This window comes from Serratia sp. NPDC078593 (genome assembly GCF_050268245.1).
Lineage (GTDB): Bacteria > Pseudomonadota > Gammaproteobacteria > Enterobacterales > Enterobacteriaceae > JBNNGK01.
Window position 1 is genome coordinate 26,086 of record NZ_JBNNGK010000004.1, and the last position, 24,809, is coordinate 50,894.

The following is a 24,809-nucleotide window of genomic DNA, read 5'->3' on the forward strand; positions in this document are numbered from 1 at the left end:
ATATGGCTATGACTTACCATCTGGATGTCGTCAGCGCGGAAAAACAGATGTTTTCCGGCCTGGTGCAGAAGATCCAGGTGACAGGTAGCGAAGGCGAACTGGGGATTTTCCCTGGGCATGCGCCGCTGCTGACTGCCATCAAGCCTGGCATGGTGCGTATTGTTAAACAGCACGGTGAAGAAGAGTTCATCTACCTGTCCGGCGGTACCTTAGAGGTACTGCCGAACGTGGTGACCGTGTTGGCGGATACTGCCATCCGTGGAACGGATCTCGACGAAGCGAGAGCGCTGGAAGCGAAGCGTAAAGCTGAAGAGCACATCCGTAGCTCTCATGGCGATGTCGACTATGCTCAGGCATCGGCTGAACTGGCGAAGGCGATCGCAAAATTGCGCGTTATCGAGCTCACCAGAAAAGCGATGTAAGCAATACCGAAATAAAAAAGCGACCTGTATGGTCGCTTTTTTTTTGCTTTAAAATAAGCGTTCACACCCTGCGAGTATTGTGGTGTATTAACGAATACTCGCGCGGAAATATGTCTCCGAACGCCGACAGTTTGTCGGCAGTTGCCTAAGATTGCTACGAACCTCGCCGCGCTTAGCGCCACAAGGCTTACACTGGGTTCGTGAAGAGAAATATGTAGTAATTTCGGCGCTAAACGGTTTTACTTTTGTCTATCAAAATGGAGTTATCAGGTTGCTTATGTCGAACAGCGCAATGAGTGTGGTGATCCTCGCCGCGGGCAAGGGAACACGCATGTATTCCGATCTTCCCAAGGTGTTACACCCGCTAGCGGGCAAGCCGATGGTACAGCACGTTATCGATGCCGCCATGAAGCTAGGGGCAAAAAACCTTCATCTGGTGTACGGTCACGGCGGCGATCTGTTGAAAAATACGCTGACTGACGGCGCACTGAATTGGGTGCTGCAAGCCGAGCAGTTGGGAACCGGCCATGCGATGCAGCAGGCTGCGCCGCATTTTGCCGATGATGAAGATGTGCTGATGCTCTATGGCGACGTACCGCTGATTGCGGTGGATACGCTGACGCGTCTTGTGGCAGCCAAACCGCAGGGCGGCATCGGTTTATTGACGGTGAAACTCGATGATCCAAGTGGTTATGGGCGCATCGTCCGCGAGAACGGTACGGTAGTGGGCATTGTCGAGCATAAAGATGCCAGTGAGCAGCAGCGTGAAATCAATGAAATCAATACCGGCATTTTGGTGGCAAACGGCGGCGATCTGAAGCGTTGGTTGAGCAAGTTAACCAATGACAACGCGCAAGGTGAATATTACATCACCGATATTATTGCGCTGGCGCATGCTGAGGGCAAAAAAATCGAAACGGTGCACCCAGCCCGCCTGAGTGAAGTGGAAGGCGTCAATAACCGTCTACAGCTCGCGACGTTAGAGCGCGTCTATCAGGCTGAACAGGCAGAAAAACTGCTGTTGGCCGGTGTCATGTTACTCGATCCGGCGCGTTTCGATCTGCGTGGTGAACTGACGCATGGCCGTGATGTATCAATTGACACTAATGTGATCGTTGAAGGCCGGGTGAAACTGGGTGATCGGGTGAAAATTGGCGCTGGCTGCGTGCTGAAAAACTGTGTCATCGGTGACGACTGTGAAATCAGCCCATACAGCGTGTTGGAAGATGCCGTACTGGATACTGAGTGTACCGTTGGGCCGTTTGCCCGCCTGCGCCCGGGCGCAGAACTTGCGCAGGGGGCACACGTTGGCAACTTTGTAGAAATGAAAAAGGCGCGTTTGGGCGTGGGCTCCAAAGCGGGGCATCTCAGCTATCTGGGCGACGCCGAAATTGGCGATGACGTAAACATTGGTGCCGGCACCATCACTTGCAATTACGACGGTGCCAATAAGCACAAGACCATTATTGGCGACGGGGTGTTTGTCGGTTCCGATACCCAATTGATAGCGCCGGTTCGCGTAGCAAAAGGGGCAACCATCGCGGCGGGCACCACGGTAACCAAGAATATTGCCGAAAACGAACTGGTATTGAGCCGCGTGGAGCAGGTTCACATCCAAGACTGGCAGCGACCGGTTAAAAAGAAATAACGAGTGTGTTTTGCGTTGGGCTCTGCACAAGAGCCCAATACAAAACATAAAAGTCCTCAATAGATTTTGAGTTGCCGCCCGCAAGGCAGCAGTTCGAAAGATGAAGAGGATAATCCCCATTCTCTACAGGCTCGGGGACGCACGGTAAAAACCGGCAAAATCAGGTCGAGACATCGAAAAACGTCCCGAAAGGCGTTTAATTAGGAATACAACTGATGTGTGGAATTGTAGGCGCAGTAGCGCAACGTGATATTGCAGAGATTCTGTTGGAAGGTTTACGCCGTCTTGAGTACCGCGGTTACGACTCAGCCGGTTTAGCCGTGGTTGACGAACAAGGTAACGTCAACCGCTTACGTCGCGTCGGGAAAGTGCAAAAGCTGGCCGAAGCCGCGGAGCAACACCCTTTGCACGGTGGAACCGGCATCGCACATACCCGCTGGGCAACCCACGGCGAACCGACCGAAGCCAACGCCCACCCGCATATTTCTGATTACATTACCGTGGTGCACAACGGCATTATCGAAAACCATGAACCGTTGCGTGAACTGTTGATTGAACGCGGTTATCGCTTTGCATCTGAAACCGATACTGAGGTGATTGCTCACTTGGTACATTGGGAGCAGCAGCAGGGCGGGAGCTTGCTAGATGTGGTTAAGCGCGTCATCCCACAACTGCGCGGGGCATACGGCACGGTGGTAATGGATAGCCGCGATCCTAGCGTGCTGGTGGCGGCGCGCTCAGGCAGTCCGTTGGTGATTGGCCGCGGCGTCGGTGAAAACTTTATCGCCTCAGATCAACTGGCGTTGCTGCCGGTGACTCGCCGCTTCATCTTCCTGGAAGAAGGAGATTTGGTCGAAATGACCCGCCGCACCGTCAACGTTTACGACAAGCAAGGTAATGCGGTTGAACGGCCGGAGATTGAATCTCAGGTGCAGTATGATGCCGGTGATAAAGGCGCTTACCGCCATTACATGCAGAAAGAAATCTTTGAGCAGCCTTTAGCGCTGAAAAACACGCTGGAAGGGCGCTTCAGTCACGGCCAAATCAACCTGAGCGAATTGGGCGAGCATGCGGATGCGTTGCTGGCGAAAGTCCAGCATGTGCAAATCATCGCCTGTGGCACCTCTTATCACTCTGGCATGGTGGCGCGTTACTGGTTTGAATCACTGGCTGGCGTACCGTGCGACGTTGAGATTGCTTCCGAATTCCGCTACCGCAAGTCTGCGGTGCGCCCTGGAAGCTTAATTATTACACTGTCGCAATCAGGCGAAACCGCCGATACGCTGGCGGCGTTGCGTCTGTCAAAAGAGTTAGGTTATCTGGGGTCGTTGGCGGTCTGTAACGTGGCGGGTTCGTCGCTGGTGCGTGAATCTGACATGGCGCTGATGACGAAAGCGGGCACCGAAATTGGCGTAGCATCAACCAAGGCATTTACCACCCAATTGGCGGTATTATTAATGCTGGTGGCGCGTCTTGGCCGTCTGAAAGGCATGGCGGAAAGCGTTGAACATGACATCGTGCATGCGCTGCAAGCCTTACCAGCCCGTATTGAACAGATGTTGTCGCTGGATAAGCGCATCGAAGCGCTGGCGGAAGGCTTCTCCGACAAACACCACGCGCTGTTCCTTGGCCGTGGCGATCAGTACCCGATCGCGATGGAAGGTGCGCTGAAGCTGAAAGAAATCTCTTACATTCATGCTGAAGCTTACGCTGCCGGGGAGCTGAAACATGGTCCATTGGCGTTGATTGATGCGGATATGCCGGTGATTGTTGTCGCGCCTAACAACGAACTGTTGGAAAAACTCAAATCCAACATCGAAGAGGTGCGCGCACGCGGTGGTCAACTGTACGTGTTCGCCGATCAGGACGCTGGCTTTGTCAGCAGCGAAGGGATGACCATCGTCCCTCTGCCGCATGTGGAAGAGATCGTTGCACCGATCTTCTACACCGTACCGTTGCAGCTGCTGTCTTACCATGTTGCACTCATCAAAGGTACCGATGTGGATCAGCCACGTAACCTGGCGAAATCGGTGACCGTGGAATAAGCGAGCGCAGCATACTAGGAAGCCGGCCTCAGCGCCGGCTCTTTTGTTATTTAACCCTGCTGCTCAGTTCCTGCAGCGAACGTTTTAGCTCGTCGATCTGACGATCCTTATTCCTGTTTTCTTGTTGCAACTGTTCTAGCGCTCTTTCATGCTTTTGTAGTTGAGCGCTAACATCGTCTAAATCGCGCACCGTATATTTGGATGTTCTGTAGCCGTTATTACCTTCGAATAGAATTCGATCGGTGTTAGTGGCGATTGGGAAAATGTCACGTGGAAAGCTATCTGCAGCCATTACGTTGGTAGAAGCCAGCAGAGACAGGCCAAGCGCCGATAAGGTAAATGTTTTTTTCACTTTAGCTCCTTTCATTTAGTACTACCTAATATAGGTCACATTCAAAAGATAGTGTAATCAACATGTTATGCTGGATTATTGTTGAATGTCATATTTCATACATTTCACTTCCTAGATTGCCCCTTATTTTCCCTCCTGCAGCAATACTGACTCAACTGATGCGTATGGCGGTGAACATTCCAAGTCTCAAATCCGATGGTTTCGCTTAAGGATCAGACGCTGGGTGATATTTACCTGACTTGCTAACGGCTAAAGCGCCACTCGTGCGCGGATGTTTCTCCAACTACATGATTTACCGCTAATCTGGGTTGTTGTTGCTATGCTTTTTAAGGCTCTGTGATTTACCTGTCGTCGAGTCAACATCCCCTGTCTATTATTGATATTGCGTAGGAGCACTATGGATGGAGATTAATCGCGAGCATATTTCCCTGCTGTTAACTGAGCCGTCTGATGAGGCAGCGTTGCGGGCCGCTGGTAACGATATTCCGTTGTCACAGCGTCTTTCTTGGTTATATATCATGGCAAACGTGCGGGAAAATCCGCTAGAAGAGCGTTATTTTCAGGCGCTGGACAGCGGCGCGGCGTATAGCGAATATGACGCCTGCTTTGCCGCTGCGCACCGGCATTTGGCCGATTACGGCCTACAGGTGGACCGTCAGGGATTGGCTTCGGACATCATCGCGATGACGCAGCACATTGCCGCAAGCATCACGTGGGACGATCTGCAATTTGATCCGGCGCATCCACATTTTATCCGTTATGAATTTTTAGCTTCGCAGCTTCCAGCAACGATGACGTTGGCGGCGGTGTGTGAGGCGCTCGATATTGTCTGTATCGATTGTGCACGTAATACGGCCACGGTGAAGATTGCGGGATACCCCGTTGAGATAGTGACTGACGATGACAGCTACGCCGATTTGTCGTTGGAAGAGGGGGAGCGACAGGCGTCAATTGCCCTTAACGCCAAGGATTTGCGGCGTCTAACCGTGAGCGAAGCGCTGGAGTTAAGCCATGAGCTTGGTCATTGCCGCCATCACCTGTTGAGCCCGCATCCTTGCGGCGATTACGGTTTACCCTTTTGGGATACCGAGTTGCCTGCATTCAACGAAGAATGGCGTCTGTGTACACGTTTATCGCCAGGGCTGGATACTCGCGCTTGGTCAATAGAAGCCATTAAACAGTCTCTGTTTGCGTTGTTTCCTTTATTAGCGCCGGAACAAGGGGTCGCCGAGGCTTTTCGCAATGCGGTGCAGGTTAACCCTATTTATCACCGTAGTCGTAAGCAGCCAGAGTGGCTGCTGGAGAAAACACCGTTATTTGTCTGGAGCGGTGTACCCTATGTGCATTATTTTTGCAGTCTGTCCCACTTTTTGTTGCAACACCAACCGCAAGATACCGTGTTAGCGCAGGGGTTGATGCGGATCCAAGGGCGTTTTTCACTTTACGCTTCTTGAAAAAGGGCAATATTATTATGGATTGTCATGTCATCTAATGCTGGCATGGCAAGCCATCTTTCCAGCGCTTTTCCTGCAGCCAACAGCGCGGCGTCATCAAATAAGCCACCCACCAGTTGCATCCCCAGCGGTAACCTCTCTGATGATAGAGCTATCGGTATATTCAATGCTGGATTACCCGTGACATTGAAAGGAATGGTCTGCGTCGGGACGACGTTACCTGGTGGCGGCCAGTCGGGGGTAAATTCGTTGAAGTGGGGCGCTGAACGCAGCGTACTGGGAAACAGCAACAGGGAATAATGGGGGAAGAGTTGGCTGTTCAGGCGACCGGTCAGCTCCGCACGTAAGCGCTGAGCGTCGAGCAGTTCCGCTGCGGAGATGGTGGCTCCGGGTAAAATACGCTGATAGGTATAGCGCCCGAACGCCTCAGGGCGATGGCGAATCGCTTTCTGGTGAATAGCAAAGGCTTCAGCGGCCATAATAATGCGGCCGCAGGCGTTGAATAGCGCAAAATCAGGGAAATGAATCTCTTCAACGCTGGCTCCCGCCTCCCGCAATAGTGTCACGCAATGATCCATCGCGGCGATCAGTTCGGGATCGGTATGCGGGTTTTCGGTCAGTAAATGGCGAGGCCATGCAATGCGCATTGCCGCCCAGTGAGGTCGCGGCGCATCAAATGTATAGGGCGTTGGGTGGCTGGATGGATCGCGCTTATCGTACCCGGCCAAGGCTTGCATAACGCATTGACTGTCTATCACGTAGCGCGTTAAGGGGCCGCAGTGATCCAGCGACCAAGAGAGTGGGAAGACGCCTGCACGGGAAACCAACCCGTAGGTGGGTTTAAAACCCACAACGCCGCATAAACAGGCAGGTCCGCGAATTGAACCGCTGGTGTCTGACCCCATCGCTATCGGCGTAAGTCCTGCGGCAACCGCCGCCCCCGCCCCCGATGAGGAGGCACCGGTAAAATGTGCCAGGTTCCAAGGATTACGTGCGGGTGGAAACGGTAATTCAAAACTGGGACCGCCCAATGCGAACTCGTGCGTGGCCAACTTGCCGAGATAGATACCGCCGCTCTGAGCCAGTCGTGTTTCTACCGTGCTGCTGCGCTGGGCAATACTATGCTGCATGATTTTTGAATGGCAGGTGGTTGCTGTACCCGCTACGTCAAAAATATCCTTGAGTGCATAGGGGATACCGTGTAACAGCCCACGATCCTGTCCTGTCGCCAACTCCTTTTCGGCTCGTTTGGCATCCCGGCGGGCGCGCTCGGCATCAACATGAATAAAAGCGTGTAAATGCGGGTTGAAATGGGCGATACGCGTCAGAAAATAATCCGTTAATACTCCGGGGGTAAGCCGACCATCGCGTAAACGCAGCGCCAGCTCGGTCAATGGCAGAGTATGCAATAATTCATCCATGGCGTGCTCGGTAGTATTCAGCAATATTTTTGGCGAAGAAGGTATTGGCTGGTTCGTCTTCAGGTGACTGCACCACCGCCAGCAGTGCCACAGCTTGGCGAATTTCTTGTGTACAGCGAACGGCACCAACGCGGAACGCCGAAGGAACCTGTATATCAAGTACGCTCATATAAGCGTCAAATTGCCGATCTTCATCTGTCATACGGAGTTTCCTGAACCGTTGGTGAGGGCATGCTGAACCAGGGTGAATGTGTCAGCACTTGATAAAACAGACTCTTAACGTCGTCAGGGAGTGGCATCTCCAACTCTTGGCTGGTGGCGGCGAAAATATCTTGCCAGCTGCGCCCGTCGGCGTTGAGTGCGCAATGATGCAAGGCAGCCAGATAGCGTTTATTTTGTGCCAGATAGCCTTCAAGTGATTGCCGCAGCGAAGCGGGCAGTTCTTGGATCAAGCCGCGCAAATTCAAAGGCCCCGGCCAGTGACCGCGTGGCCCGTCTTGCCTCTGGACTGGGGGACGCGGTGGGGCGAGTTGCTCTGGATCATAGTGCTGGAGCGCCAGCAGTAACGGCACCACGATAGCCAGCGTGCGCTTGAGTTCTAGCGGTGACACTTTATCGCGTGTATCAGCGGCACAGTGATTAAAGCGATCGTTAATATGGCAGAGTTGAATCGCAGGGCAGTTTTGCTCTGGGCTGCTGTAATTCATAAACAGTGCGTGATCGGAAAAACCGTGAAATGGCATGCTTAGCCAACGCCCGCCCGCGTTGGCTGTTTGTGTAAAAACTTCGGCTGCAAATGCTTCAGCCAGCGACCCCAAAGGGGAAGACACACCGATCGGTGGGCGTTCAATGCAAAATGGTGATGCGCACAGAGCCTGATCTTCACCGACCATATCCAGATTGATCACTGCCAACGGGGGAGGCCGGTGCTGAAAGGCATGCTGTAAGGCGGCAACACCAAGAAACTCAGGTCCCCAGACCAAGCGTAATACGTAGCGTAATGGCGAAAGTCCCTCTTTTAACAACTGCATCAACAGCGTTGCGGTTTCCAGCAGTGCACTGACGCCAGAGGCGTTGTCATTAGCCCCCGCCCGCGAATGACATAAATGGGCGGTTAGCCATATTTCGCGAGTTTGTGTTGAAGGGGCTGCTGGGAGGCAAGCAGTGACGACGGGCATGGAGGCAGAGCGATCAAGAGAGATAGCTACCGTTGCCGATACGCCTTGTTGTGCGGCAGAGAGTAGGTGTTGCATTTCTTCCGGTAAGACGCTGAAGGCGAAGAGCGGGCATCCGGGGGGTAACTCAAGGCGGCCACGGTATGAAGATGACGTAACAGGGTCATAACGGGCGTAGGCATCGGTAACAAAACCGGCTGCGCCAGCCTGTATTAACACCGCAGGCCAATTGCCGTTTTGAAAATCTTCCGCGGGAATGACGACGATGCAACGTGCCATTTGGGAAGTATGGGTATTCACCAAAGTGTATTGACCATGGGCGGAACAAGAGTACGTCGCTAATGCATAGGCGTGCTGGTGGTGGTCTAGGCACCACTTTGTGGTGTCAAGTTGGAGTGTGGCTTGCAGAGGCGTCCAGGCCAAAGGGGCGTGAAACTGCCACCAACGTTGCTTGCCATCGGCGGTGAAATGATGGGTTTCAACGTTGGACAGCCCACGTTGTTGGGCTACCTGATTGACGTAAGTCGCGGCACGCTCAATGCCTAGTGAAGCCTGATAGCGATCGTGCTCCGCTAACGTATCGATCACCGCCATCAGGCGTTCAGTACAGCCATGTTGTAATACCCAACTGACCCATTCGGCCGCGATCATTTTTCCCCCAATCTAATAATTATCTGAAAGCTTTTCTTTCATTTTTAATAAATTGGAGGCTGCCAGCATGATCGAACCCACCAGAAACAGCCCACCCATAATTCGCAATAGTTCGTTCGTGGTGATGGTGTTGCCCCAGGCGCCATAAGCGGCAAGTGAAATGGGAATAAACATTTTGAAAATACTGCCGGTAATCCCATTAATCTTGCCTAAGTCATGGGTCGGAGCTACAACCAAGCGGTAGGTACGTACACAAACAATGTAGATCGAAAACAGAAAAGACTCACAAAATAGCAGTAATGCCAGAGTCACTGCGTTGATATGAATGCTCGTTAATATATAAACGAGGCCGATAAGCGGAATGGAATAGACTAAGACGCGGATAACGCCGACGTGTTTCTCAACTCGGTCAGAAAACCAAGAGCCGACGATGGCGCCGAATCCACCGGCGGCGAACAGCACACCGACCTGAAAGTCGGAAAAGTGAAGATGTGACTTGGCAAAATACATCACCGCGATTTCAGATACCACGACAATGGCGTTGGCGAAGGCCGTCCACCAAGATAGCACCCATAAGTTACGTAAGGCATATAATGCCTTGAAACCGTAGATAATATCAGGGATAAACGGTTTTTTCTCTGAGGGGGGAGAGGCGCGAAAACTGAACAAACTGATCAGTAGAGCGATAACCAGTAAGGCATAGGACAGGCGTAACGTTTGGGTATAGGTGAGTAACAGTAGGATACCACCAATCAGCGCTGGTCCCGCGCTGTCGAAAACATTAGTCACCATATTATTATATTTGTTATAGGTGATAAGTTTGTTTTCCGGTAGGGCTATTTTTGACTGGACGATAAGTGAATTATTGGCGAAATACGTCATGCCCATCAGTATGAAGACCAGTAAGAACAGCAAACGTTGTGAATCAACGCCATTCCAGCCAAGCAAAATCAACACTACAATTTGCCCGATTGTGCCGCCGAGGAAGCCTTTTCGGCTGCCGATGCGGTCGACGAAAGTACCAATAACAAAGCCCAACACTAAAAATGGCAGATACTCGAAGAGTCTGACATGACTCATGAGATCGTTGGATTGTGTGAGTTGGAATGCCCACAGCGGTAACACAAAGTAGGTAATCTTTTCGGCAATCGCTTTGAGCGCGGTGATCAACAAAAGCAGTGTCATAGTGAGGGATCCATCCGGTTAAAATGGCGTAGAAATGTTTGGTCTTCCAGGTATACTGGTAGATCCTGTGGTTCCAATAGGGCGATCAGTTCCTGCAACCACGGAGTCGGGTGCTGGTGTTTGCTGCAAACCTGTAAAAAAGCCAGAAAGCGCGTTGGGCCTTCCAGCATTAACATACGGCCACGGGTGAGCAACGCCCGCTGTGGATGACTGAGTTCATGACTAATTTCTGGCAATAGCGTCATTTTTCTCCACAGGTTGCGTAAATCCACCCGCGTTTCGTTCCCCATTGCCACGCCCAGACTGACCAGCTTGAACATCATTGATTGGCACATAAGCGGTTCTCCAAGTCATCCTCTTGTTGATAGCTGGCAAAGATCTCTTCTTGCATGTCGTAGTAAAGGAAATTGAGATAGGCCATATCGTCAATAATGTCTTGCTGCTGTTGGTGTGATAAAAACGGTATCTGGGCAAAATAGCGCTGGGTGAAATCCGCGTGTTCCCCTTGCTCGTTGATACGTGCATGGCTCAAGTGACTATCGCGAATTTTGTGGAACTCAGGCGTGTCGGGAATGCGTTCAGAGAACTCGAGCAGATCGCCATCATCCCCTTCATAAAAAAACAAACTGGCAAAGAAAGAGTGCGGACGCCGCAGTGCGACATCTTTGAGAAAATCCATATAAGCTTGGGTTGATGGCAGCGGAGCCGAGGCGTAGAGCTGTTTTTCCTGCCAGTGCGTATCAGAAAATGCTTTCGCCATAATACGTTCGTGAAACAACTCCTCTTTCACAAACTCTTGGGCTAAGCGCTGTAAGGCCGGTGGTAGCGAATCGGCCAGAAAACCGATCAGTGAAGACACTGCCAAGCGAGTGACATGAAAATATTCCAGCGTCCAGCCCAGCAATAATACGCGGTGTTTTTCCGGTGTCAGCATGGCTTGTGCCAGTGCAGTTTCCCCCCGTTCTAACAGCCATTGATTATTGACCAGATTGAAAAGACGATTATAAAAAGCGCTACCGCTGCTCCCTTGCGCATTTTCCGGGGATGAGCTGTCGTCATATTCAAACGCCAAACTGTTCTCCAGCAGATAATCACACAGGTTTTCATCGTGTAATGGGGATTGAGTACCCAACTGTAGCTGTTTGAGTTGATCTAATGCCGTACGATATTTTTCGTCGTTATCAAAGGATAATTCATGCGTTTGTAGAAATACGGTAAGTGAAAGCGTACGTTCATTTTCGTTTTCTGTGATATGAACATAATCCGGTAAAGAAATCATCGCATGTACCTTTTTAATGAAAAGAAGTTGCGGTGAATCGAAGAGGGTAAAAAATATCAATGGCACAGTTGTCTGTGCCATTGATTATTTTGCCGATTACAGAGCTACATTGATGCGACGTACTTTCTTCAGTTTCTTCGCTTTCATGTCGATATCTCCATTAAAAGTAACAAACTTCATTTCAGGTTATGCCGCGCAACTTATCAAATGAAAATTGGCAACGAATAAAGTCTTAGCACGATGTAAATTTTTGTCAATTTAATGTTAACTAAAATTGATGGGGCGGGTGTGGGTAAATATTAACCAAAATCACGGGTTTAGTCAGGTTGATAACAATAATCAAAATTCAATTTATTGTTTTATAAGAATAAAAAAATAAATGTAAATATTTTTTATATTATTTCTATTGAATATAATTCAAATGTCTAACTATTTTTTTGTTATTCATATGAGGTTTTTTAACGTTACTTATAATTGTTTTTTATAAAAAATATAAATATATGCAATTTAAGAATAACAAAACAAAAAAATTTACAAAAGTGATTTTGTTTAATTTATTGAAATTTAATTGTTTTTTATTTTTTGTGGTGCGGTTGTTGTCTGGATTTGTGGATTTAATTCATCACCATGATTAGTAAGGTTTTTTATATTCATAGTATTTTATTATTGTTTTTTTATTTTTGTATAACAATATGTTAGCTATGTTTTTTTGAGGGGGTGTTCTTTTCGTTTTTTAACGAGAATCTTAATGTTTGGTGATTTGACAAAAAGCGAAAGTACTTTAAAACTGGCTTCGTTGCATGTTTGTTTTATTTAAGTTTTGCACATGTAACATACTTAGATAATTCCCACTTTATTGAGGATGTGAGTATGAAAAACGCACTTAAACAAAACCCAAGCAGTAATTTCAATTTGAAAAATGAAACCGTTGATCTAATGAGTCATTCTGCTCATGGACAATATGCGGATGTTAGCGTCAACGAGTTGGAATCAATGCGTGCAGAGCGTGCATTTATTCCAGCATCACGGCATGGCATTGAAACTATTTGCGGTGCAAGCTGCGAAACAGGCGCGCAATAATTTATAGGGCCACGTATCTTCAGTGGCCTAAGAGCCTATCCCATCAGGTTGTTTTTATTTCTATTATGTCTTTTCTGTGCTGCGTATTAGGCGATATGTATTCCTAAACGTCGGCAAAGATCATGCCATTTGATGGGATAGGCTCTTAGAAACGATCGTCTTTTTTTTCATTATTTTAATAAATCAGGATGAATTATAAGGTGAGGATATGTCTACAAAGTCGTTGTTGAATTCTGTAGGGCCTGAAATCTCCGTTGTTACTGCGCATGGCCGGCAACTGCTTGCCAGTCGTCCTGATGAACGCCTGATAGATGTGTTAGGCCGGAATAATGTGCCTTGGTCGGCTGTTTCTATTTACCAGCGGCGAGAAGGTGAAGAGCAGATGCATCTCTGCTCCGGTCTGGAAAAAACCATGGGAGAGTTTGACGCCGACCAACTCCTGCTTTATTTCAACCGCAATGTTAACCCTTTCAAATTTTCACCCGAAAAGTTCCAGATTGTCAGCAGCGCGGAGCAGAATGCGGAATCAACAGAATATATTTATCAGAACCTACAAAATAGTGATGCCAGTGCCCAATCCTTCCTGAAAAAACTTTCGCCGGAAGAATGCCGTGACATTATTGCTGCACGCGTGGCAGAAACCATTAAAGCACATTTACCGCAGGGGGCGGACTTGGTTGTAGGCGTTAGCGGGGGCGGTGACAGCAATGCGTTACTGCATGGGCTAAGTCTGATCCGCGATCATGTCAATGTGCATCCTGTCATCATTATGGGCATTCCTGACTGGGATAAAGGTGTGCCGCGAGCAGTAGAACTGTGTCGCCACTATCAACTGGATTTGAAAATCATTGACGAAGATGAGGTGAAATCATTACTGGGTATTCCTTCGGATGGCGAAGGGTTAATCGATCGCTTCGAACGGACTTTCCAAGGGGATGACTTCGAGTTTTTAGGGACGTTGTTAATCCGCCTGTCGCTGACGCGTTACGCGCGTGAGTTGGGCACAACCTATATCAGCACCGGCCTGAATCTGGAAGATGTGCTGTGTGAGAATCTTTATCGCCTGTCAACCGGGTTGAAACCGGCCTCTTGCCCTGCTCGTCAGATAGGCGACATGACATTAGTGATGCCATTGTGGATGTGCCCGAAGCGTATTATTGACGGCTGTTTCCCGAAATACTCCTTGGATAATTATGAAGCGCGTTATCCCTGCTTCTCTCTGGGGCGTAACCTGTATTACAGCGTGATTTATACCTTGCAATCGAGCTATCCGGGCTTCCCTGAGCAAATGGCGCGCGGGCTGTCCCAGCTGGCAGCGACAGATCCGGTGGAATACCACCTAGATGAGCAACTTGGCTTTTATGTGGAACGTATGGTGCCGCTGGCGCTGCGTCATAAGTTTCAAAAGATGCTCAAGGACTCCCGTGGACAGAGCCTGGATGAACAGTCGGAAGCCATATTGCGTTCTGCTGACTAACGATCACGCCTGAGTTGGTGATGGCTCGGGCAGTGTGACGCCTGTTATCGAGGTTGCCATGTTGATAAATTTGCTCGGTTGCGACGGCGCCGGAAAATCAACCCAGATGAAGTGGCTGATCCCTTGGTTGCAAGAGACTTTGGGAATGCCGTTGCGTACGTTAGCCAAGCGCGATGCCGTGCAGATTGACGGTTATCCAGAGGCGCGTTATTTCGGCTGTGATTATCGCACGCTCATGTACGAAATTTTGCCTGACATGCGCGGCGAAAGCCGCGCATTATTTCTGTTTAACCTGTTTGCTATTTCGCTGTGCCATTGCCCTCCGCAGGAGGATGAAATTGTGTTGCTTGATGGCGGCTGGCAAAAACATATTGCGACGGAAATGGCGTTGGGCCTGGATGAACAATGGCTAACGCAGTTGACGCGAGTCTTCCCCACCCCCGATCTCACTCTATTTCTTGATGTTGACCCCGAAACCATCGTGGGTTGGCGGCGGCACAATGGCGACACCCATGCTCCTTACGAATGCGGTAATCAGCTTGATTGCAGTGATGAACGATTTCTGGCGCAGATGAACCCAGTTTATCGCACCTTGCTGCGACATGCCGATGAACAGGGTTGGCATATTGTTGATGGCCGCCAGCCCCCAGAGCAGGTTTTCCGCGCATTACAGGCCGGGGTCGAACAATTTTTAGCTGTATCGGCACCGTAGGCAACATGGTTAGCCGTTAAAAATCCCTTAATGTGAAATTTTAGGAGAGAGTAATGGAGATTGAAGTATCCCTGAGCGGCGAATTACCCGATCCACGCATCTATCAAGAGGTTTCTGCGGTGGGTCTGCTACGTGGCGAGTACATTTTTCGCCGTGCCGGGAAGTATCTCACCGCCCCGGACGGACGCCAATTGATGACCGAGTACATCGAAAATGTGTTGCGCGTTTTCCCTGACAAAGACGTCTGGTATCGTTTTATCGATGCACCGGCTAACGAAATCAATATGTTAGAAGGTTATGATGAATATGTATTGGAAGAATTCCCGACCATCGGCCTGCGCGGTATGCGCCGGGCGATGGAGCTGACCAACACCTTTGAGATTGAATTTGATGTCGTCACCCAATTGGCGCAGCGGCATAAAAATTTGCACATCATTTTCCCCTACGTTTGTGAGATGGAAGAGATTGAGTTCGGTATGGGCTATGCGCGACGTTTCGCCTTCCCCAACAACATCTCCTGCATGATGGAAACGCCCGCCGCCTTCTGGCATGCACGCGATATTGAAAAGCTGGGGATCGACTATTTTTTGGTGGGCATGAACGATCTCAGTAGCCTGATCGCAGGGGCCAGTCGCGGTAGTGGTTACGATCGCCATAATCATCCGGCACTGTTGGGCATGCTAAAAACGCTGCGTGAAACCCTCAATCATAGCCGTATCAGCATCGCCGGTTACATGAAGCCTGAATTTTATGATTTGGCTAAACAGACCGGCATGGACGCCATAACGGTGCACTACTCATCATTCCCGACGTTCTTCGGAGAGAAATTCAAAGCGTATCAGGATATGGATTTCATGCTGAATTTCAAAAAGCAGGATAACCGTAAGCGGTTGCGACTGTGGGCGCAATCCTTGCTGGATGTGGCCAATGATGATGATTCAATGACGATCCAAGGGTTGCACTGGCACAAAAAGCAGAAAAGCTAATGCCAGCGTACGTGGAGGGCGTAATGGAAAACCGTGTGATTGCGATTGTGGGCGGTGGCCCACGATCGGTCTATGCTCTGGAGCGCCTGTTGGCGTTGTTGCGTACCACGCCGGTATCGGCAACGTTAACAATCCACGTCTTTGAGGCCTGTGGCCGCAGCGGGGCTGGTCAGGCGCACAGCGATGAACAGCCCTACAGCAGTTATCTCAACCGCTGCGTCGATCAAATCTCGTTTGCAGCAGATGAATCTGTGCAGGCGGCAAACGTATTGTTGCCGCCGTCGTTGCGTTTAACCTTTTACCAGTGGTGTCGGCAGCGTTTGTTAAAAACGGGCGATCCGCGTTTTGATGTCGCTGGCCATGATGTGCCACGTCGTTATCTGCATGGCTTGGCTTTACGCGATCGCTTCGATTTGTATGCTGCATTGCTCAGTGCGTTGCCGGGAATCACGGTGTTAACGCACCACGATGAGGTGACCTCTGTACGCCGTATTAGCAACGGGTTCCAACTCTTCACGTTGCATGGCCTAGACTTAGCGGCCAATCATGTGCTGTTCGTCACCGGGCACATGCCCTGTCGGCCTCGTCCCGGCAGTATGGAAGCACGTTTTTCCCGCAGCCGCAGTTATATTGATTACGCGTATCCGTTAGAAGCGCGTTTCTCAGCGCGAACCGTGCGCCCCAGCAGCCGTTTGGCCCTTTTGGGGATGGGGTTGACGGCGATTGATATCTGCTTGTATCTGACAGAAGGACGCGGCGGGCGCTTCGTCGCTGATGCGGCGGGTTCGCTGTGTTATCACGCCAGTGGTCACGAGCCTGCGCAGATTGTGGCGCTGAGCCCGAGTGGGAAAATGTATTCGACAAGACCGATAAATGCCAAGGTGTTACCGGAGCATTTTCACCGTCCGCAGTTCTTTAGCGAACGGGCGGTGGCGCAACTGCGTGTGCATCATGGTCACAGCGTGATGTCGCCGGATGGTGTCTTTCAGCAGCAACTGGATTTTCGTCAGGATATTTTCCCGCTGATCGTCTTGGAAATGGCCTGGCTTTATTACTGTACCTTATTGGGTGAGGGCTGGGGGCAGCGCGCTTTGGCGTCGGTGATGCCGGCATATCAACATTTTCTCTCTCCTGCGGCGCAGCATCACGATAATGGCGTGATTGACCGTCTGTTACAGCCGCTTCAACAACAGTTTGAGCAGGTTACTGCTGAACTTGAGGCATTACTGGCCACTCAAACACCGTACCATCCCCAGTTATCGGCAGTGGCGAGCGCCTTTTACCGGACACTGACCGATGAGATCGTGGAACCGCAGCAGGCGCTGGCACGTTTGCGCGACCTGACGTTTTCACAGGTGAAATGGCTACACCCGTTACGGTTAGTCGATCATCGTTTTGATTGGCAGCGGATATTTGAGCCTTTTGCTGGTCAGGCCGTGCGCGGTACGCGTCAGCGTAAACGCCAAGTGTTGCGTTGGTTGGAAAAGGACTTGGCTGCTGCTCGTCAAGGCAACCTGCATAATCCGCTCAAGGCCGCTTGTGACGGCGTATGGCGAGACTTACGCCCGGTTTTCTCTGCCGTGACGGATTTTGCCGGGCTGAATCCGGCTTCGCAGCGTGAGTTTACGACCCATTGGTTATCGTATTACAACCGCTTGTCCAATGGAGCAGGCGTTGAGGCGATGGACAAAATGGCGGCGTTAATACGGCAAGGACGCGTGATCGTAGCGCCGGCTGGTCTGCGCATCCGTACTGACCGGGCAGGTAAAGGTTTTACGCTGACGGGGGGCGGACGCCGAATGACGGTTGAGCGTTTGGCTTGCGCCCGTTTACATCCCTTCCATGCGCGCTATCAACGGCAACCGCTTTATCCCGGAATGCTGCGTTCAGGGCTGATTCATCTTTGGTGCAATCGTAACGGACAAGATGCCTTTGTGCCCGGCGCGGTGGCATTAAACCCGGCGTATCATCCGGTGGCACCGGACGGAACGGTTGAAGAACGCCTCACTTTCCTTGGTTCACCGGTTGAGGGCGTGCGTTTCTTTCAAAATGCCGCTGCCCGTCCCGGCGCGAATAGTGCGGCGCTGAACGCAGCGCATCAATGGGCCGCGCAGATCCTGCACGAGATGGCCGCTCAGCCTGTTTCGTTGCAAGAGGTCTCACCGGTATGAGCTTCTATGGTGATGACTCACGTCATAGTCTGTGCCAATTTCGCAGCCGTATGCGTGCCCGTATGCAACAGCGGCAAGGCCATCACCAAATCATTTTCGCGGTTGATGGTATCCCTTATACGTTAGCAAAACGCCTTTGGCATCATGCCCATATGGAGTGTTGGCGTTCGGTCTTTCCTTCGACTTCGTCCACCTGCTGGCTCAGTAGCTTAACCGGGATGCGCGTTGAGGAGCACGGTGTGCCCGGTGTGGTGTTTCGACCCGACCCGGCGCAGCCCGTTGTCATTAACGTGTGCGATTATCAGGGCGAGGCAATCACTATTCCTACGGAGAATCTGTTTAGCGATGCGATTCAATGCGGCTATTTCCCGCAGGCGGTTGCCGGCGATTTATTGCCGATTCGCGGAGCCTGGACGCGGGCATTATTGGCGGGGGCTGCTTATATAGATAACAGTCGCTTTTATACGCAGCATTTTTCCGTTCCGCCGGCACAACGACTGATACAACTTGAGGACGCGATCGCGCAGGCGCAGACGCGGGCGGATAATCTGTCTCTGGTATGGTGCTTTATCGATATCGATCACTATATTCACCAGCACGGCTATGACAGTCAGGTTGAACAGTTTCTTTCCGGGCTGGAGTCCTTGGCTCAGCGCTTATGCCAGCAGGGGTGCGATGTCATTGCTTATGCCGACCATGGCTTGGTGCCCACGCGTCATGATGAGGGAATTGCCAAAACCGTTCGCGAAATTGGGCAGGCGTATGGCGCTCAAATGGGCGGTGCCGGGCGCACTCGTTGGTTTTACGTGGCTGACGACAAGCAGATGTCGCTTTGCCAGCGGTTGACCGCCGCGCTGGGCGCTGGAGTCGATGTGTTACCGCGGCAAGCTCTCTTTCCGCAGGGTGGGATGGAGCGGATGGGCAATGTGTTGCTGATCGCGCGTGAGGAACGCTTTATCGCGCCGGAGTCTTACTGCTATGAGCACGGTTCGCTATTGCCGCAGGAAATGACGGTACCCTATGCCGTCTGGGAGGCCAGATGCTGACTCGTGCGATTGATTCATACCAAAACATCGCCACACTGGATGATTCCGCGACCCAACTCAACCTTGCCTGGACCCAAGACGAACGGGAATTCATTCAGCCTGCTATCAGCGACGTCATTCAGCAGCGTTTACAAACCGAAATGGGGGAAGGCCTGCCAGACACTTACCGCTATGCGGTGGATGATCCTTGGGGCGATCTCGTCTTACGGCCTGCCGTGCACCGCTACTTTTCCCTGCGGCACGATGCCTTTTCCCTATCATGCGGCGCTGGCGTGATCGCATTATTGGCGGCGTTAGCCCATCTACCACACGGACAACGGGTGGCGATAGCCGGAGATGTCTACCCAGATTACCCGTGGTGGTTACAGCACGCCGGGCGTCAAGCATGGCGTCTTGATACCGACTCCCCTTGGGGGATGGCCGAAGCGGCGTTGGCCGGCGGTGCTGAACTGGTGTTTATGGAGCGCCCTGGGTTGCTGGCGGATGGCTTTGGCGATTTGGCGATATTACGCACCTTGTGTCAGGCATTAGCTGAGCGGGGAGTGCTGTTACTGATTGATGAGTCCAATGCCAATTATTATCCAGCGGCCTACAGTGCCGTGTCATTGATCCATGAAATGCCGAATCTGATGGTGCTGCGCGGCCTTTCCAAAGCCTGGGGGATGGGGGGATTGCGCGTAGGGTTTTGTCTTTGTTCTCGTGAACTGCAGTCGCGAGTCCGTCAGGCGATACCGCCGTTGTTGAATACCCCGCTAGCGTTGCGCATGGCGGCGGATATTCTGTCTCTGGGGGACTCAACGGCGGCTCTTCGGGCGCAAATTAGCACACATAAACCGCGCATGGTGGCGTTGCTTGGCACACAATCGATGGCGGAGGCGAGTACCGGACTGCCTTATGTTTTCTTACCGGAGTCGCAGGCCGCGATGTTGGCTGAGAAGGGAATTAAAGGCAAGCGTCATGGATGCTGGCAAGGTGATGACACGTTAACCAACCTGATGCGATTCAGTGTGCCGTTACTGCCGGAAAGATTGGCGAATTTTGAGCAACGACTGCGGCGTTAAGTCAGGGGGAAAGGATGGAGAGTGATGAGGTACTGACGGCTTTTCTGTTTGATAGCCAACGTGCGTTGGCACTGAGCCGTAAGCTGTCTGAGGAACAGTGGCAGATCTGCCTGCATGCTGCGGTTGAACACAAGATCCTACCGCGGGCGGTGGCGTTTTATCGCCGTGTCAGCGAACAACCTTTGGCGCCCAATTTTGCGGCGATACTGGACGCTCACCAGCGTGAGCGTCACAGCTGGTTGGCAGCCTGTCGGGCATTGCAGTTTGATGACGGTGAAATGCGCGCGATGCTGATGAAGGGTTTCGGGCATGAAATGTTATACCCAGAGCGCAGTGAGCGCTTCGCCAAGGATTTGGATATTGTGGTGCAAGATCTGGATGCTTTCTGCCGCTTTGCCCGACAGCTTTTTCAGCGGGGATTTTCCTTACCCTTTTTAGCGCGCCTCTATCTTCATCCAACGCAGGGATCATGGTGTGGCCTGGGCCGCTTTATTTTTGATCGTGGTTTGGAAGACGGTGGCGTGGAATTACACATTGGCCAGTTTGCGATTGATTCTCACCATGTGCTGGATTGGCAGGCGATCGCTTCCCATGCTTGCGAATGCCATTTTGCCGGTATCCCGCTTATCGTGCCGGACACGGTGATGAAGCTGAAGGTTTTCTTTATGGAATTGGCGACGCGTCCGGCGTGTATGTTACGCGATCTCTACGACGGCCACTGTCTGTTTGCCGTATTAGAACCCTCGCAGGAAGCGGCATTGAGGGTGCAGTTAGGTGATGCAGGGTTAGCCGACCAGGTGGACAAGCTGTTAGCTGCATTTAAGCGTTATAGGTTAACGCCGCCGGAGGTTTTGTCACGGCTTGCCGATACTTTGCGTGTCTCTGCGCGCCCGCAGCCGCAGCCTGTTACCTGGCAACAGCGATGGCGGCACTGGCTCGATAGCGCTTGTGAAAAAGAGGGGTGGCGACTGCATGTGCTTAGCCTACTCGATCGCGCGTGGTTTACGAACCTGGCTCTGCGGCGCGGTATGACGATTAATGCGCTGTTAATTGATGATACCCCTGCCGAAATGAAACTCACGCGTCAGCGTCATTATTTGCTGCTTACTACGCCTGCTGGCACCTTTTTACTTGGTGTGTGTGGTTTGTTTAGCGACGAGGAAGTGGAACAGTTACAGGCTGCACTGCGCCAGAAGATGCCGCCAGCAGAGCGGTTAGTGGAGGAAAAGCGTGATGCATGAACGACAAGCCATGATGAAGTTGGGGGCGTTCTGGTATCCGACCGGTTACCATATTGCTGCTTGGCGTCATCCGCAGGTGCCAGCCAATGCGGGCATTAACTTTCAACATTGCGCCGAATTTGCCCGTATGGCGGAAAGTGCCGCGTTTGATTTCTTGTTTCTGGCCGACAGCATGGCGGTGAAAGGGGATGATTGGCATGAGCTGAGCCGGGGCGCACATCGCTATGTTGGGCAATTTGAACCGCTGACGTTGCTATCCGCACTGAGTGCAGTGACTGAGCGTATTGGCCTTATCGCATCTGCGACTACGACCTATAGCCATCCTTATACGTTGGCGCGCCAGTTCGCCTCGTTAGCGCATCTCAGCCAGGGGCGTGTGGGATGGAACCTGGTGACCTCGCAAAATCCGTTTGAGGCAAATAATTTCGGTCTTGCACATCATCCAGAACACGATCGCCGCTATCAGCGGGCAGAGGAGTTTTATGAGGTCGTTGCTGGGCTGTGGCGCAGTTGGGAAACGGATGCTTTTTGTTACGATAAGGCCGCTGGGCGCTTTTTTGACCCGTCGAAAATGCAGGTACTGAATCACCAAGGTGAACACTTCAGTGTCAAAGGGCCGCTCAATGTGCCAGCTTGCCCCGGTGGTGCGCCCGTGATGGTTCAGGCTGGGGCATCAGAGGCGGGAAGAAACCTGGCGGCGCGAACCAGTGAAGTCATTTTTTCCGCTCAGCATGACTTTGCCGTTGCGAAAGCGTTTTATCAGGATATACGGCGGCGGGCGGCGTTAGCCAATCGTCCGGCGGGTATGCCATTGGTTATGACCGGCGTGTTTCCATTTGTCGGGCATACGCGGCAGGAAGCACAGGATAAATTCGAGCGTTTGCAGATGTTGATCGACGATCGTGTTGGCTTGGCTTTATTGCAGGTGCAGCTTGGCGGTGTCGATCTCTCCGAATGCGATCTTGACGGACCCTTACCGGATATTCCGCCAAGCAATGCCAGCCAAAGTCGGCGCGAATTGCTGGTGGCGCTGGCGCAGCGGGAAAACTATTCGATTCGTCAACTGTATCGCCATGTGGCGGGGGCGCGGGGACATTGGCAACTGATTGGTACGCCGCAACAGGTGGCCGATGAAATGGAGCAGTGGTTCCTAGGGGGCGCGACCGACGGGTTCAATATCATGGCCCCTTGGCTGCCGGGAGGAATGGCTGACTTTATTACCTTGGTGGTGCCTGAATTACGGCGCCGTGGTTTGTTTCGTCACCACTATCAAGGGCAAACGTTACGCGATCATCTTGGGTTGCCCTGCGTCTGACGCACGTTGGCTATACTGTAATCGGTCAACGATGAGGAAAGCGGTATGCAACAGGCATGGCGGGAAGTAGAGGAATATCTGGAAGATTGTCTGCTACGTGCGGACGATAATCTGGCGCAGACGCTGGCGTTAAATGCTGAACGCGGTCTACCGGCCATCGACGTCTCACCGCTACAAGGGCAATTTTTGATGTTGATGGTGCAAATCAGCGCTGCGCGTCGGGTGTTGGAGATTGGCACCTTGGGCGGTTTCAGCACGCAGTATTTAGCGCGCGGGCTGCCGCCGGAGGGTCGCGTGGTGACGCTGGAAAAAGATCCGGCTAATGCAGCGGTGGCGCGGGAGAATCTGCAGCGTGCCGGTTTGCTGGCGCAGGTGTCGATTATAGAAGGTACCGCGGCACAGACGTTGCCCATGTTGCAGTCGCAACCGCCGTTTGACCTGATTTTTATCGATGCCGATAAACAAAACAGTCTGTTATACCTGCAATGGGCGATAAAGCTAAGTCGTACAGGCAGCGTGATCATTATTGATAACGTGGTGCGCGGCGGCGCGATCGTCGGCGGGCAGCCCGACGTCCATGCGACCGGTATCTGTCAGGCATTGGAGGCGGTAAAAAGTCTGCCGATGCTAACTGGCACCGCATTGCAGACGGTCGGTGAAAAAGGCTGGGACGGTTTCGCGGTGCTACGTGTGGAAAGAACCGCGAGTTGAATGCAGCGATCACGATGACAACGGTTTTATCGTGCGGGAATGTGTTGTTTTTTCAGGTAAATAGAATCTTGTTCAAGGAGTTGACCCTTCTTTTTTGTTTATCTGATTGATTTTAAATTGATTAATTCATATCACCTTTGCACTGTCACATAACTGTCATATTTCATACATTTTTCTGTCACTAAACTGTCCTATTTTTCCTCCTGCAACAATACTTACTCTGATGAAAACGACTCGATGTCGATTTTTGAATATCCCATTAGGAGGGATTATGAAACTGATGCGTACCACCGTCGCCAGTATTGTGGCAGCGACTTTCTCCCTGGCCTCTGTGTCCGCGTTCGCTGCTGCTAGCTTGACCGGAGCAGGTGCGACATTCCCCGCGCCGGTGTATGCCAAGTGGGCAGATTCTTATCAGAAAGAAACCGGTAACAAAGTTAACTATCAGGGGATTGGTTCCTCTGGCGGCGTGAAGCAAATTCTTGCCAATACCGTTGATTTTGGTGCCTCTGATGCGCCGTTGTCCGATGAAAAACTGGCCGCTGACGGATTGTTCCAGTTCCCTACCGTGATTGGCGGTGTGGTGATGGCGGTGAACATCCCTGGTATCAAATCCGGTGATTTGACCCTTGATGGTCAGACGCTGGGTGATATTTACTTGGGTAACATCAAAAAATGGAATGATCCCGCGATCGTGAAGCTGAACCCTGGCGTGAAACTGCCGGATCAGAACATCGCCGTGGTACGTCGTGCTGACGGTTCTGGCACGTCATTCGTTTTCACCAGCTATCTGTCTAAAGTCAACGCGCAGTGGAAAGAGAAAATTGGCGCGGGCTCAACGGTTAACTGGCCAGCAGGTCTGGGCGGTAAAGGCAACGACGGTATCGCCGCATTCGTTCAGCGTCTGCCGGGCTCTATCGGCTATGTTGAATACGCGTATGCGAAGCAAAACAACCTGGCTTATACCAAACTGATCTCTGCCGATGGTAAACCGGTCAGCCCAACGGAAGATGCTTTCAGTGATGCTGCCAAAGGCGCTGACTGGAGCAAGACTTTCGCGCAGGATCTGACGAATCAGAAAGGTGAAAACGCGTGGCCAATTACCTCCACCACCTTCATCTTGGTACACAAAGAGCAGAAGAAACCGGAGCATGGTGTAGAGGTACTGAAGTTCTTCGACTGGGCGTACAAGTCGGGTGGCGATGAAGCCAAAGCCTTGGACTACGCAACGCTACCTGATGAAGTGATCGAGCAAGTGCGTGCTGCGTGGAAAACCAACGTTAAAGACAACACCGGTAAAGCACTGTACTAAGCGGCCAACGCAACATTGTGTGAGTCGTACTGTCGGGCCCGGCAAATCGGGCCCTCCTAGCTTTA

General features: G+C 51.6%; 22 protein-coding genes. 15 read left to right on the top strand and 7 right to left on the bottom strand.

Translation table 11 applies throughout. The features are described from left to right. The first annotated feature begins 2 nt into the window (after positions 1 to 2). From ACQKDS_RS05815 to glmS, 3 genes are all read left to right on the top strand, one after another. The gene (locus tag ACQKDS_RS05815; protein ID WP_399667178.1) at positions 3 to 422 is read left to right on the top strand and encodes a F0F1 ATP synthase subunit epsilon; all 420 of its coding nucleotides are present in this window, start codon (positions 3 to 5) and stop codon (positions 420 to 422) included. A 277-nt stretch (positions 423 to 699) separates the two neighbouring features. Further along, positions 700 to 2,070 carry a bifunctional UDP-N-acetylglucosamine diphosphorylase/glucosamine-1-phosphate N-acetyltransferase GlmU gene (gene glmU, locus ACQKDS_RS05820; RefSeq protein ID WP_399667181.1) on the top strand — a complete coding sequence of 457 codons (1,371 nt, stop codon included), beginning with the start codon at positions 700 to 702 and terminating at the stop codon, positions 2,068 to 2,070. 215 nt (positions 2,071 to 2,285) lie between these two features. Continuing rightward, positions 2,286 to 4,115 carry a glutamine--fructose-6-phosphate transaminase (isomerizing) gene (gene glmS / locus ACQKDS_RS05825; RefSeq protein WP_399667184.1) on the top strand — a complete coding sequence of 610 codons (1,830 nt, stop codon included), beginning with the start codon at positions 2,286 to 2,288 and terminating at the stop codon, positions 4,113 to 4,115. A 46-nt stretch (positions 4,116 to 4,161) separates the two neighbouring features. Here glmS and ACQKDS_RS05830 read toward each other — a convergent pair whose 3' ends face one another. Continuing rightward, positions 4,162 to 4,467, bottom strand: coding sequence for a hypothetical protein (locus ACQKDS_RS05830; RefSeq protein ID WP_427622597.1), 306 nt, complete (start codon positions 4,465 to 4,467; stop codon positions 4,162 to 4,164). A 401-nt stretch (positions 4,468 to 4,868) separates the two neighbouring features. On the opposite strand from ACQKDS_RS05830, the gene ACQKDS_RS05835 reads away from it, so the two are divergent. Beyond that, entirely contained in the window at positions 4,869 to 5,921 is a 1,053-nt protein-coding gene (locus tag ACQKDS_RS05835; protein WP_399667189.1) for a hypothetical protein, read from the top strand. Here the strand turns inward: ACQKDS_RS05835 and ACQKDS_RS05840 are convergent. Genes ACQKDS_RS05840 through ACQKDS_RS05865 form a run of 6 tightly spaced genes read right to left on the bottom strand, consistent with a single transcriptional unit; the run spans position 5,909 to position 11,632 of the window. Continuing rightward, a complete protein-coding gene (locus tag ACQKDS_RS05840; RefSeq protein ID WP_399667192.1) occupies positions 5,909 to 7,342 on the bottom strand; it encodes an amidase in 1,434 nt (477 codons plus the stop codon). The genes ACQKDS_RS05835 and ACQKDS_RS05840 overlap by 13 nt on opposite strands. Beyond that, positions 7,335 to 7,544: a hypothetical protein gene (locus ACQKDS_RS05845; RefSeq protein ID WP_399667195.1), complete on the bottom strand. Its 210-nt coding sequence runs from the start codon at positions 7,542 to 7,544 to the stop codon at positions 7,335 to 7,337. The genes ACQKDS_RS05840 and ACQKDS_RS05845 overlap by 8 nt, the downstream gene beginning before the upstream one ends. Next, positions 7,534 to 9,168, bottom strand: a complete 1,635-nt coding sequence (locus ACQKDS_RS05850) for a M28 family peptidase (protein WP_399667198.1) — start codon at positions 9,166 to 9,168, stop codon at positions 7,534 to 7,536. Before ACQKDS_RS05850 ends, ACQKDS_RS05845 begins: the two co-directional genes overlap by 11 nt. Before the next feature lie 12 nt (positions 9,169 to 9,180). Further along, the gene (locus ACQKDS_RS05855; RefSeq protein WP_399667201.1) at positions 9,181 to 10,353 is read right to left on the bottom strand and encodes an MFS transporter; all 1,173 of its coding nucleotides are present in this window, start codon (positions 10,351 to 10,353) and stop codon (positions 9,181 to 9,183) included. After that, positions 10,350 to 10,688 carry a hypothetical protein gene (locus ACQKDS_RS05860; protein WP_399667204.1) on the bottom strand — a complete coding sequence of 113 codons (339 nt, stop codon included), beginning with the start codon at positions 10,686 to 10,688 and terminating at the stop codon, positions 10,350 to 10,352. The genes ACQKDS_RS05855 and ACQKDS_RS05860 overlap by 4 nt, the downstream gene beginning before the upstream one ends. Further along, on the bottom strand, positions 10,673 to 11,632 hold the full coding sequence (locus tag ACQKDS_RS05865; RefSeq protein WP_399667206.1) for a hypothetical protein: 960 nt from the start codon (positions 11,630 to 11,632) through the stop codon (positions 10,673 to 10,675). The genes ACQKDS_RS05860 and ACQKDS_RS05865 overlap by 16 nt, the downstream gene beginning before the upstream one ends. Before the next feature lie 870 nt (positions 11,633 to 12,502). Between ACQKDS_RS05865 and ACQKDS_RS05870 the strand changes: the two genes are divergently transcribed. From ACQKDS_RS05870 to pstS, 11 genes are all read left to right on the top strand, one after another. After that, the gene (locus ACQKDS_RS05870) at positions 12,503 to 12,712 is read left to right on the top strand and encodes a hypothetical protein (RefSeq protein WP_399667209.1); all 210 of its coding nucleotides are present in this window, start codon (positions 12,503 to 12,505) and stop codon (positions 12,710 to 12,712) included. A 208-nt stretch (positions 12,713 to 12,920) separates the two neighbouring features. Next, positions 12,921 to 14,189: a hypothetical protein gene (locus tag ACQKDS_RS05875; RefSeq protein WP_399667212.1), complete on the top strand. Its 1,269-nt coding sequence runs from the start codon at positions 12,921 to 12,923 to the stop codon at positions 14,187 to 14,189. A gap of 58 nt (positions 14,190 to 14,247) precedes the next feature. Continuing rightward, positions 14,248 to 14,901: a dTMP kinase gene (locus ACQKDS_RS05880; protein ID WP_399667215.1), complete on the top strand. Its 654-nt coding sequence runs from the start codon at positions 14,248 to 14,250 to the stop codon at positions 14,899 to 14,901. 53 nt (positions 14,902 to 14,954) lie between these two features. Next, positions 14,955 to 15,887 carry a putative PEP-binding protein gene (locus ACQKDS_RS05885; RefSeq protein ID WP_399667218.1) on the top strand — a complete coding sequence of 311 codons (933 nt, stop codon included), beginning with the start codon at positions 14,955 to 14,957 and terminating at the stop codon, positions 15,885 to 15,887. Positions 15,888 to 15,910: 23 nt separating this feature from the next. Beyond that, a complete protein-coding gene (locus ACQKDS_RS05890; protein ID WP_399667221.1) occupies positions 15,911 to 18,058 on the top strand; it encodes an FAD/NAD(P)-binding protein in 2,148 nt (715 codons plus the stop codon). Next, positions 18,055 to 19,104 carry an alkaline phosphatase family protein gene (locus ACQKDS_RS05895; RefSeq protein WP_399667224.1) on the top strand — a complete coding sequence of 350 codons (1,050 nt, stop codon included), beginning with the start codon at positions 18,055 to 18,057 and terminating at the stop codon, positions 19,102 to 19,104. Before ACQKDS_RS05890 ends, ACQKDS_RS05895 begins: the two co-directional genes overlap by 4 nt. Then, positions 19,098 to 20,165, top strand: a complete 1,068-nt coding sequence (locus tag ACQKDS_RS05900; protein ID WP_399667227.1) for an aminotransferase class I/II-fold pyridoxal phosphate-dependent enzyme — start codon at positions 19,098 to 19,100, stop codon at positions 20,163 to 20,165. Before ACQKDS_RS05895 ends, ACQKDS_RS05900 begins: the two co-directional genes overlap by 7 nt. Before the next feature lie 14 nt (positions 20,166 to 20,179). Then, entirely contained in the window at positions 20,180 to 21,406 is a 1,227-nt protein-coding gene (locus tag ACQKDS_RS05905; RefSeq protein WP_399667231.1) for a nucleotidyltransferase family protein, read from the top strand. Continuing rightward, a complete protein-coding gene (locus ACQKDS_RS05910; RefSeq protein WP_399667233.1) occupies positions 21,399 to 22,721 on the top strand; it encodes an LLM class flavin-dependent oxidoreductase in 1,323 nt (440 codons plus the stop codon). The genes ACQKDS_RS05905 and ACQKDS_RS05910 overlap by 8 nt, the downstream gene beginning before the upstream one ends. 45 nt (positions 22,722 to 22,766) lie before the next feature. Next, positions 22,767 to 23,432 (top strand): O-methyltransferase, encoded by a 666-nt coding sequence (locus ACQKDS_RS05915; protein WP_399667236.1) that lies wholly within the window; start codon positions 22,767 to 22,769, stop codon positions 23,430 to 23,432. 271 nt (positions 23,433 to 23,703) lie between these two features. Further along, complete coding sequence (pstS, locus tag ACQKDS_RS05920) at positions 23,704 to 24,744, top strand: phosphate ABC transporter substrate-binding protein PstS (RefSeq protein WP_399667239.1); 1,041 nt, start codon at positions 23,704 to 23,706, stop codon at positions 24,742 to 24,744. The last annotated feature ends 65 nt before the right edge of the window (positions 24,745 to 24,809 follow it).

Coding starts and splice junctions, on each gene's coding strand:
- glmS (WP_399667184.1), top strand. CDS start 2,286: ATGTGTGGAATTGTAGGCGCAGTAGCGCAACGTGATATTGCAGAGATT.
- ACQKDS_RS05860 (WP_399667204.1), bottom strand. CDS start 10,688: ATGTGCCAATCAATGATGTTCAAGCTGGTCAGTCTGGGCGTGGCAATG.
- ACQKDS_RS05880 (WP_399667215.1), top strand. CDS start 14,248: ATGTTGATAAATTTGCTCGGTTGCGACGGCGCCGGAAAATCAACCCAG.
- glmU (WP_399667181.1), top strand. CDS start 700: ATGTCGAACAGCGCAATGAGTGTGGTGATCCTCGCCGCGGGCAAGGGA.
- ACQKDS_RS05890 (WP_399667221.1), top strand. CDS start 15,911: ATGGAAAACCGTGTGATTGCGATTGTGGGCGGTGGCCCACGATCGGTC.
- pstS (WP_399667239.1), top strand. CDS start 23,704: ATGAAACTGATGCGTACCACCGTCGCCAGTATTGTGGCAGCGACTTTC.
- ACQKDS_RS05840 (WP_399667192.1), bottom strand. CDS start 7,342: ATGGATGAATTATTGCATACTCTGCCATTGACCGAGCTGGCGCTGCGT.
- ACQKDS_RS05845 (WP_399667195.1), bottom strand. CDS start 7,544: ATGACAGATGAAGATCGGCAATTTGACGCTTATATGAGCGTACTTGAT.
- ACQKDS_RS05895 (WP_399667224.1), top strand. CDS start 18,055: ATGAGCTTCTATGGTGATGACTCACGTCATAGTCTGTGCCAATTTCGC.
- ACQKDS_RS05905 (WP_399667231.1), top strand. CDS start 20,180: ATGGAGAGTGATGAGGTACTGACGGCTTTTCTGTTTGATAGCCAACGT.
- ACQKDS_RS05865 (WP_399667206.1), bottom strand. CDS start 11,632: ATGATTTCTTTACCGGATTATGTTCATATCACAGAAAACGAAAATGAA.
- ACQKDS_RS05870 (WP_399667209.1), top strand. CDS start 12,503: ATGAAAAACGCACTTAAACAAAACCCAAGCAGTAATTTCAATTTGAAA.
- ACQKDS_RS05910 (WP_399667233.1), top strand. CDS start 21,399: ATGCATGAACGACAAGCCATGATGAAGTTGGGGGCGTTCTGGTATCCG.
- ACQKDS_RS05835 (WP_399667189.1), top strand. CDS start 4,869: ATGGAGATTAATCGCGAGCATATTTCCCTGCTGTTAACTGAGCCGTCT.
- ACQKDS_RS05900 (WP_399667227.1), top strand. CDS start 19,098: ATGCTGACTCGTGCGATTGATTCATACCAAAACATCGCCACACTGGAT.
- ACQKDS_RS05875 (WP_399667212.1), top strand. CDS start 12,921: ATGTCTACAAAGTCGTTGTTGAATTCTGTAGGGCCTGAAATCTCCGTT.
- ACQKDS_RS05815 (WP_399667178.1), top strand. CDS start 3: ATGGCTATGACTTACCATCTGGATGTCGTCAGCGCGGAAAAACAGATG.
- ACQKDS_RS05915 (WP_399667236.1), top strand. CDS start 22,767: ATGCAACAGGCATGGCGGGAAGTAGAGGAATATCTGGAAGATTGTCTG.
- ACQKDS_RS05850 (WP_399667198.1), bottom strand. CDS start 9,168: ATGATCGCGGCCGAATGGGTCAGTTGGGTATTACAACATGGCTGTACT.
- ACQKDS_RS05855 (WP_399667201.1), bottom strand. CDS start 10,353: ATGACACTGCTTTTGTTGATCACCGCGCTCAAAGCGATTGCCGAAAAG.
- ACQKDS_RS05885 (WP_399667218.1), top strand. CDS start 14,955: ATGGAGATTGAAGTATCCCTGAGCGGCGAATTACCCGATCCACGCATC.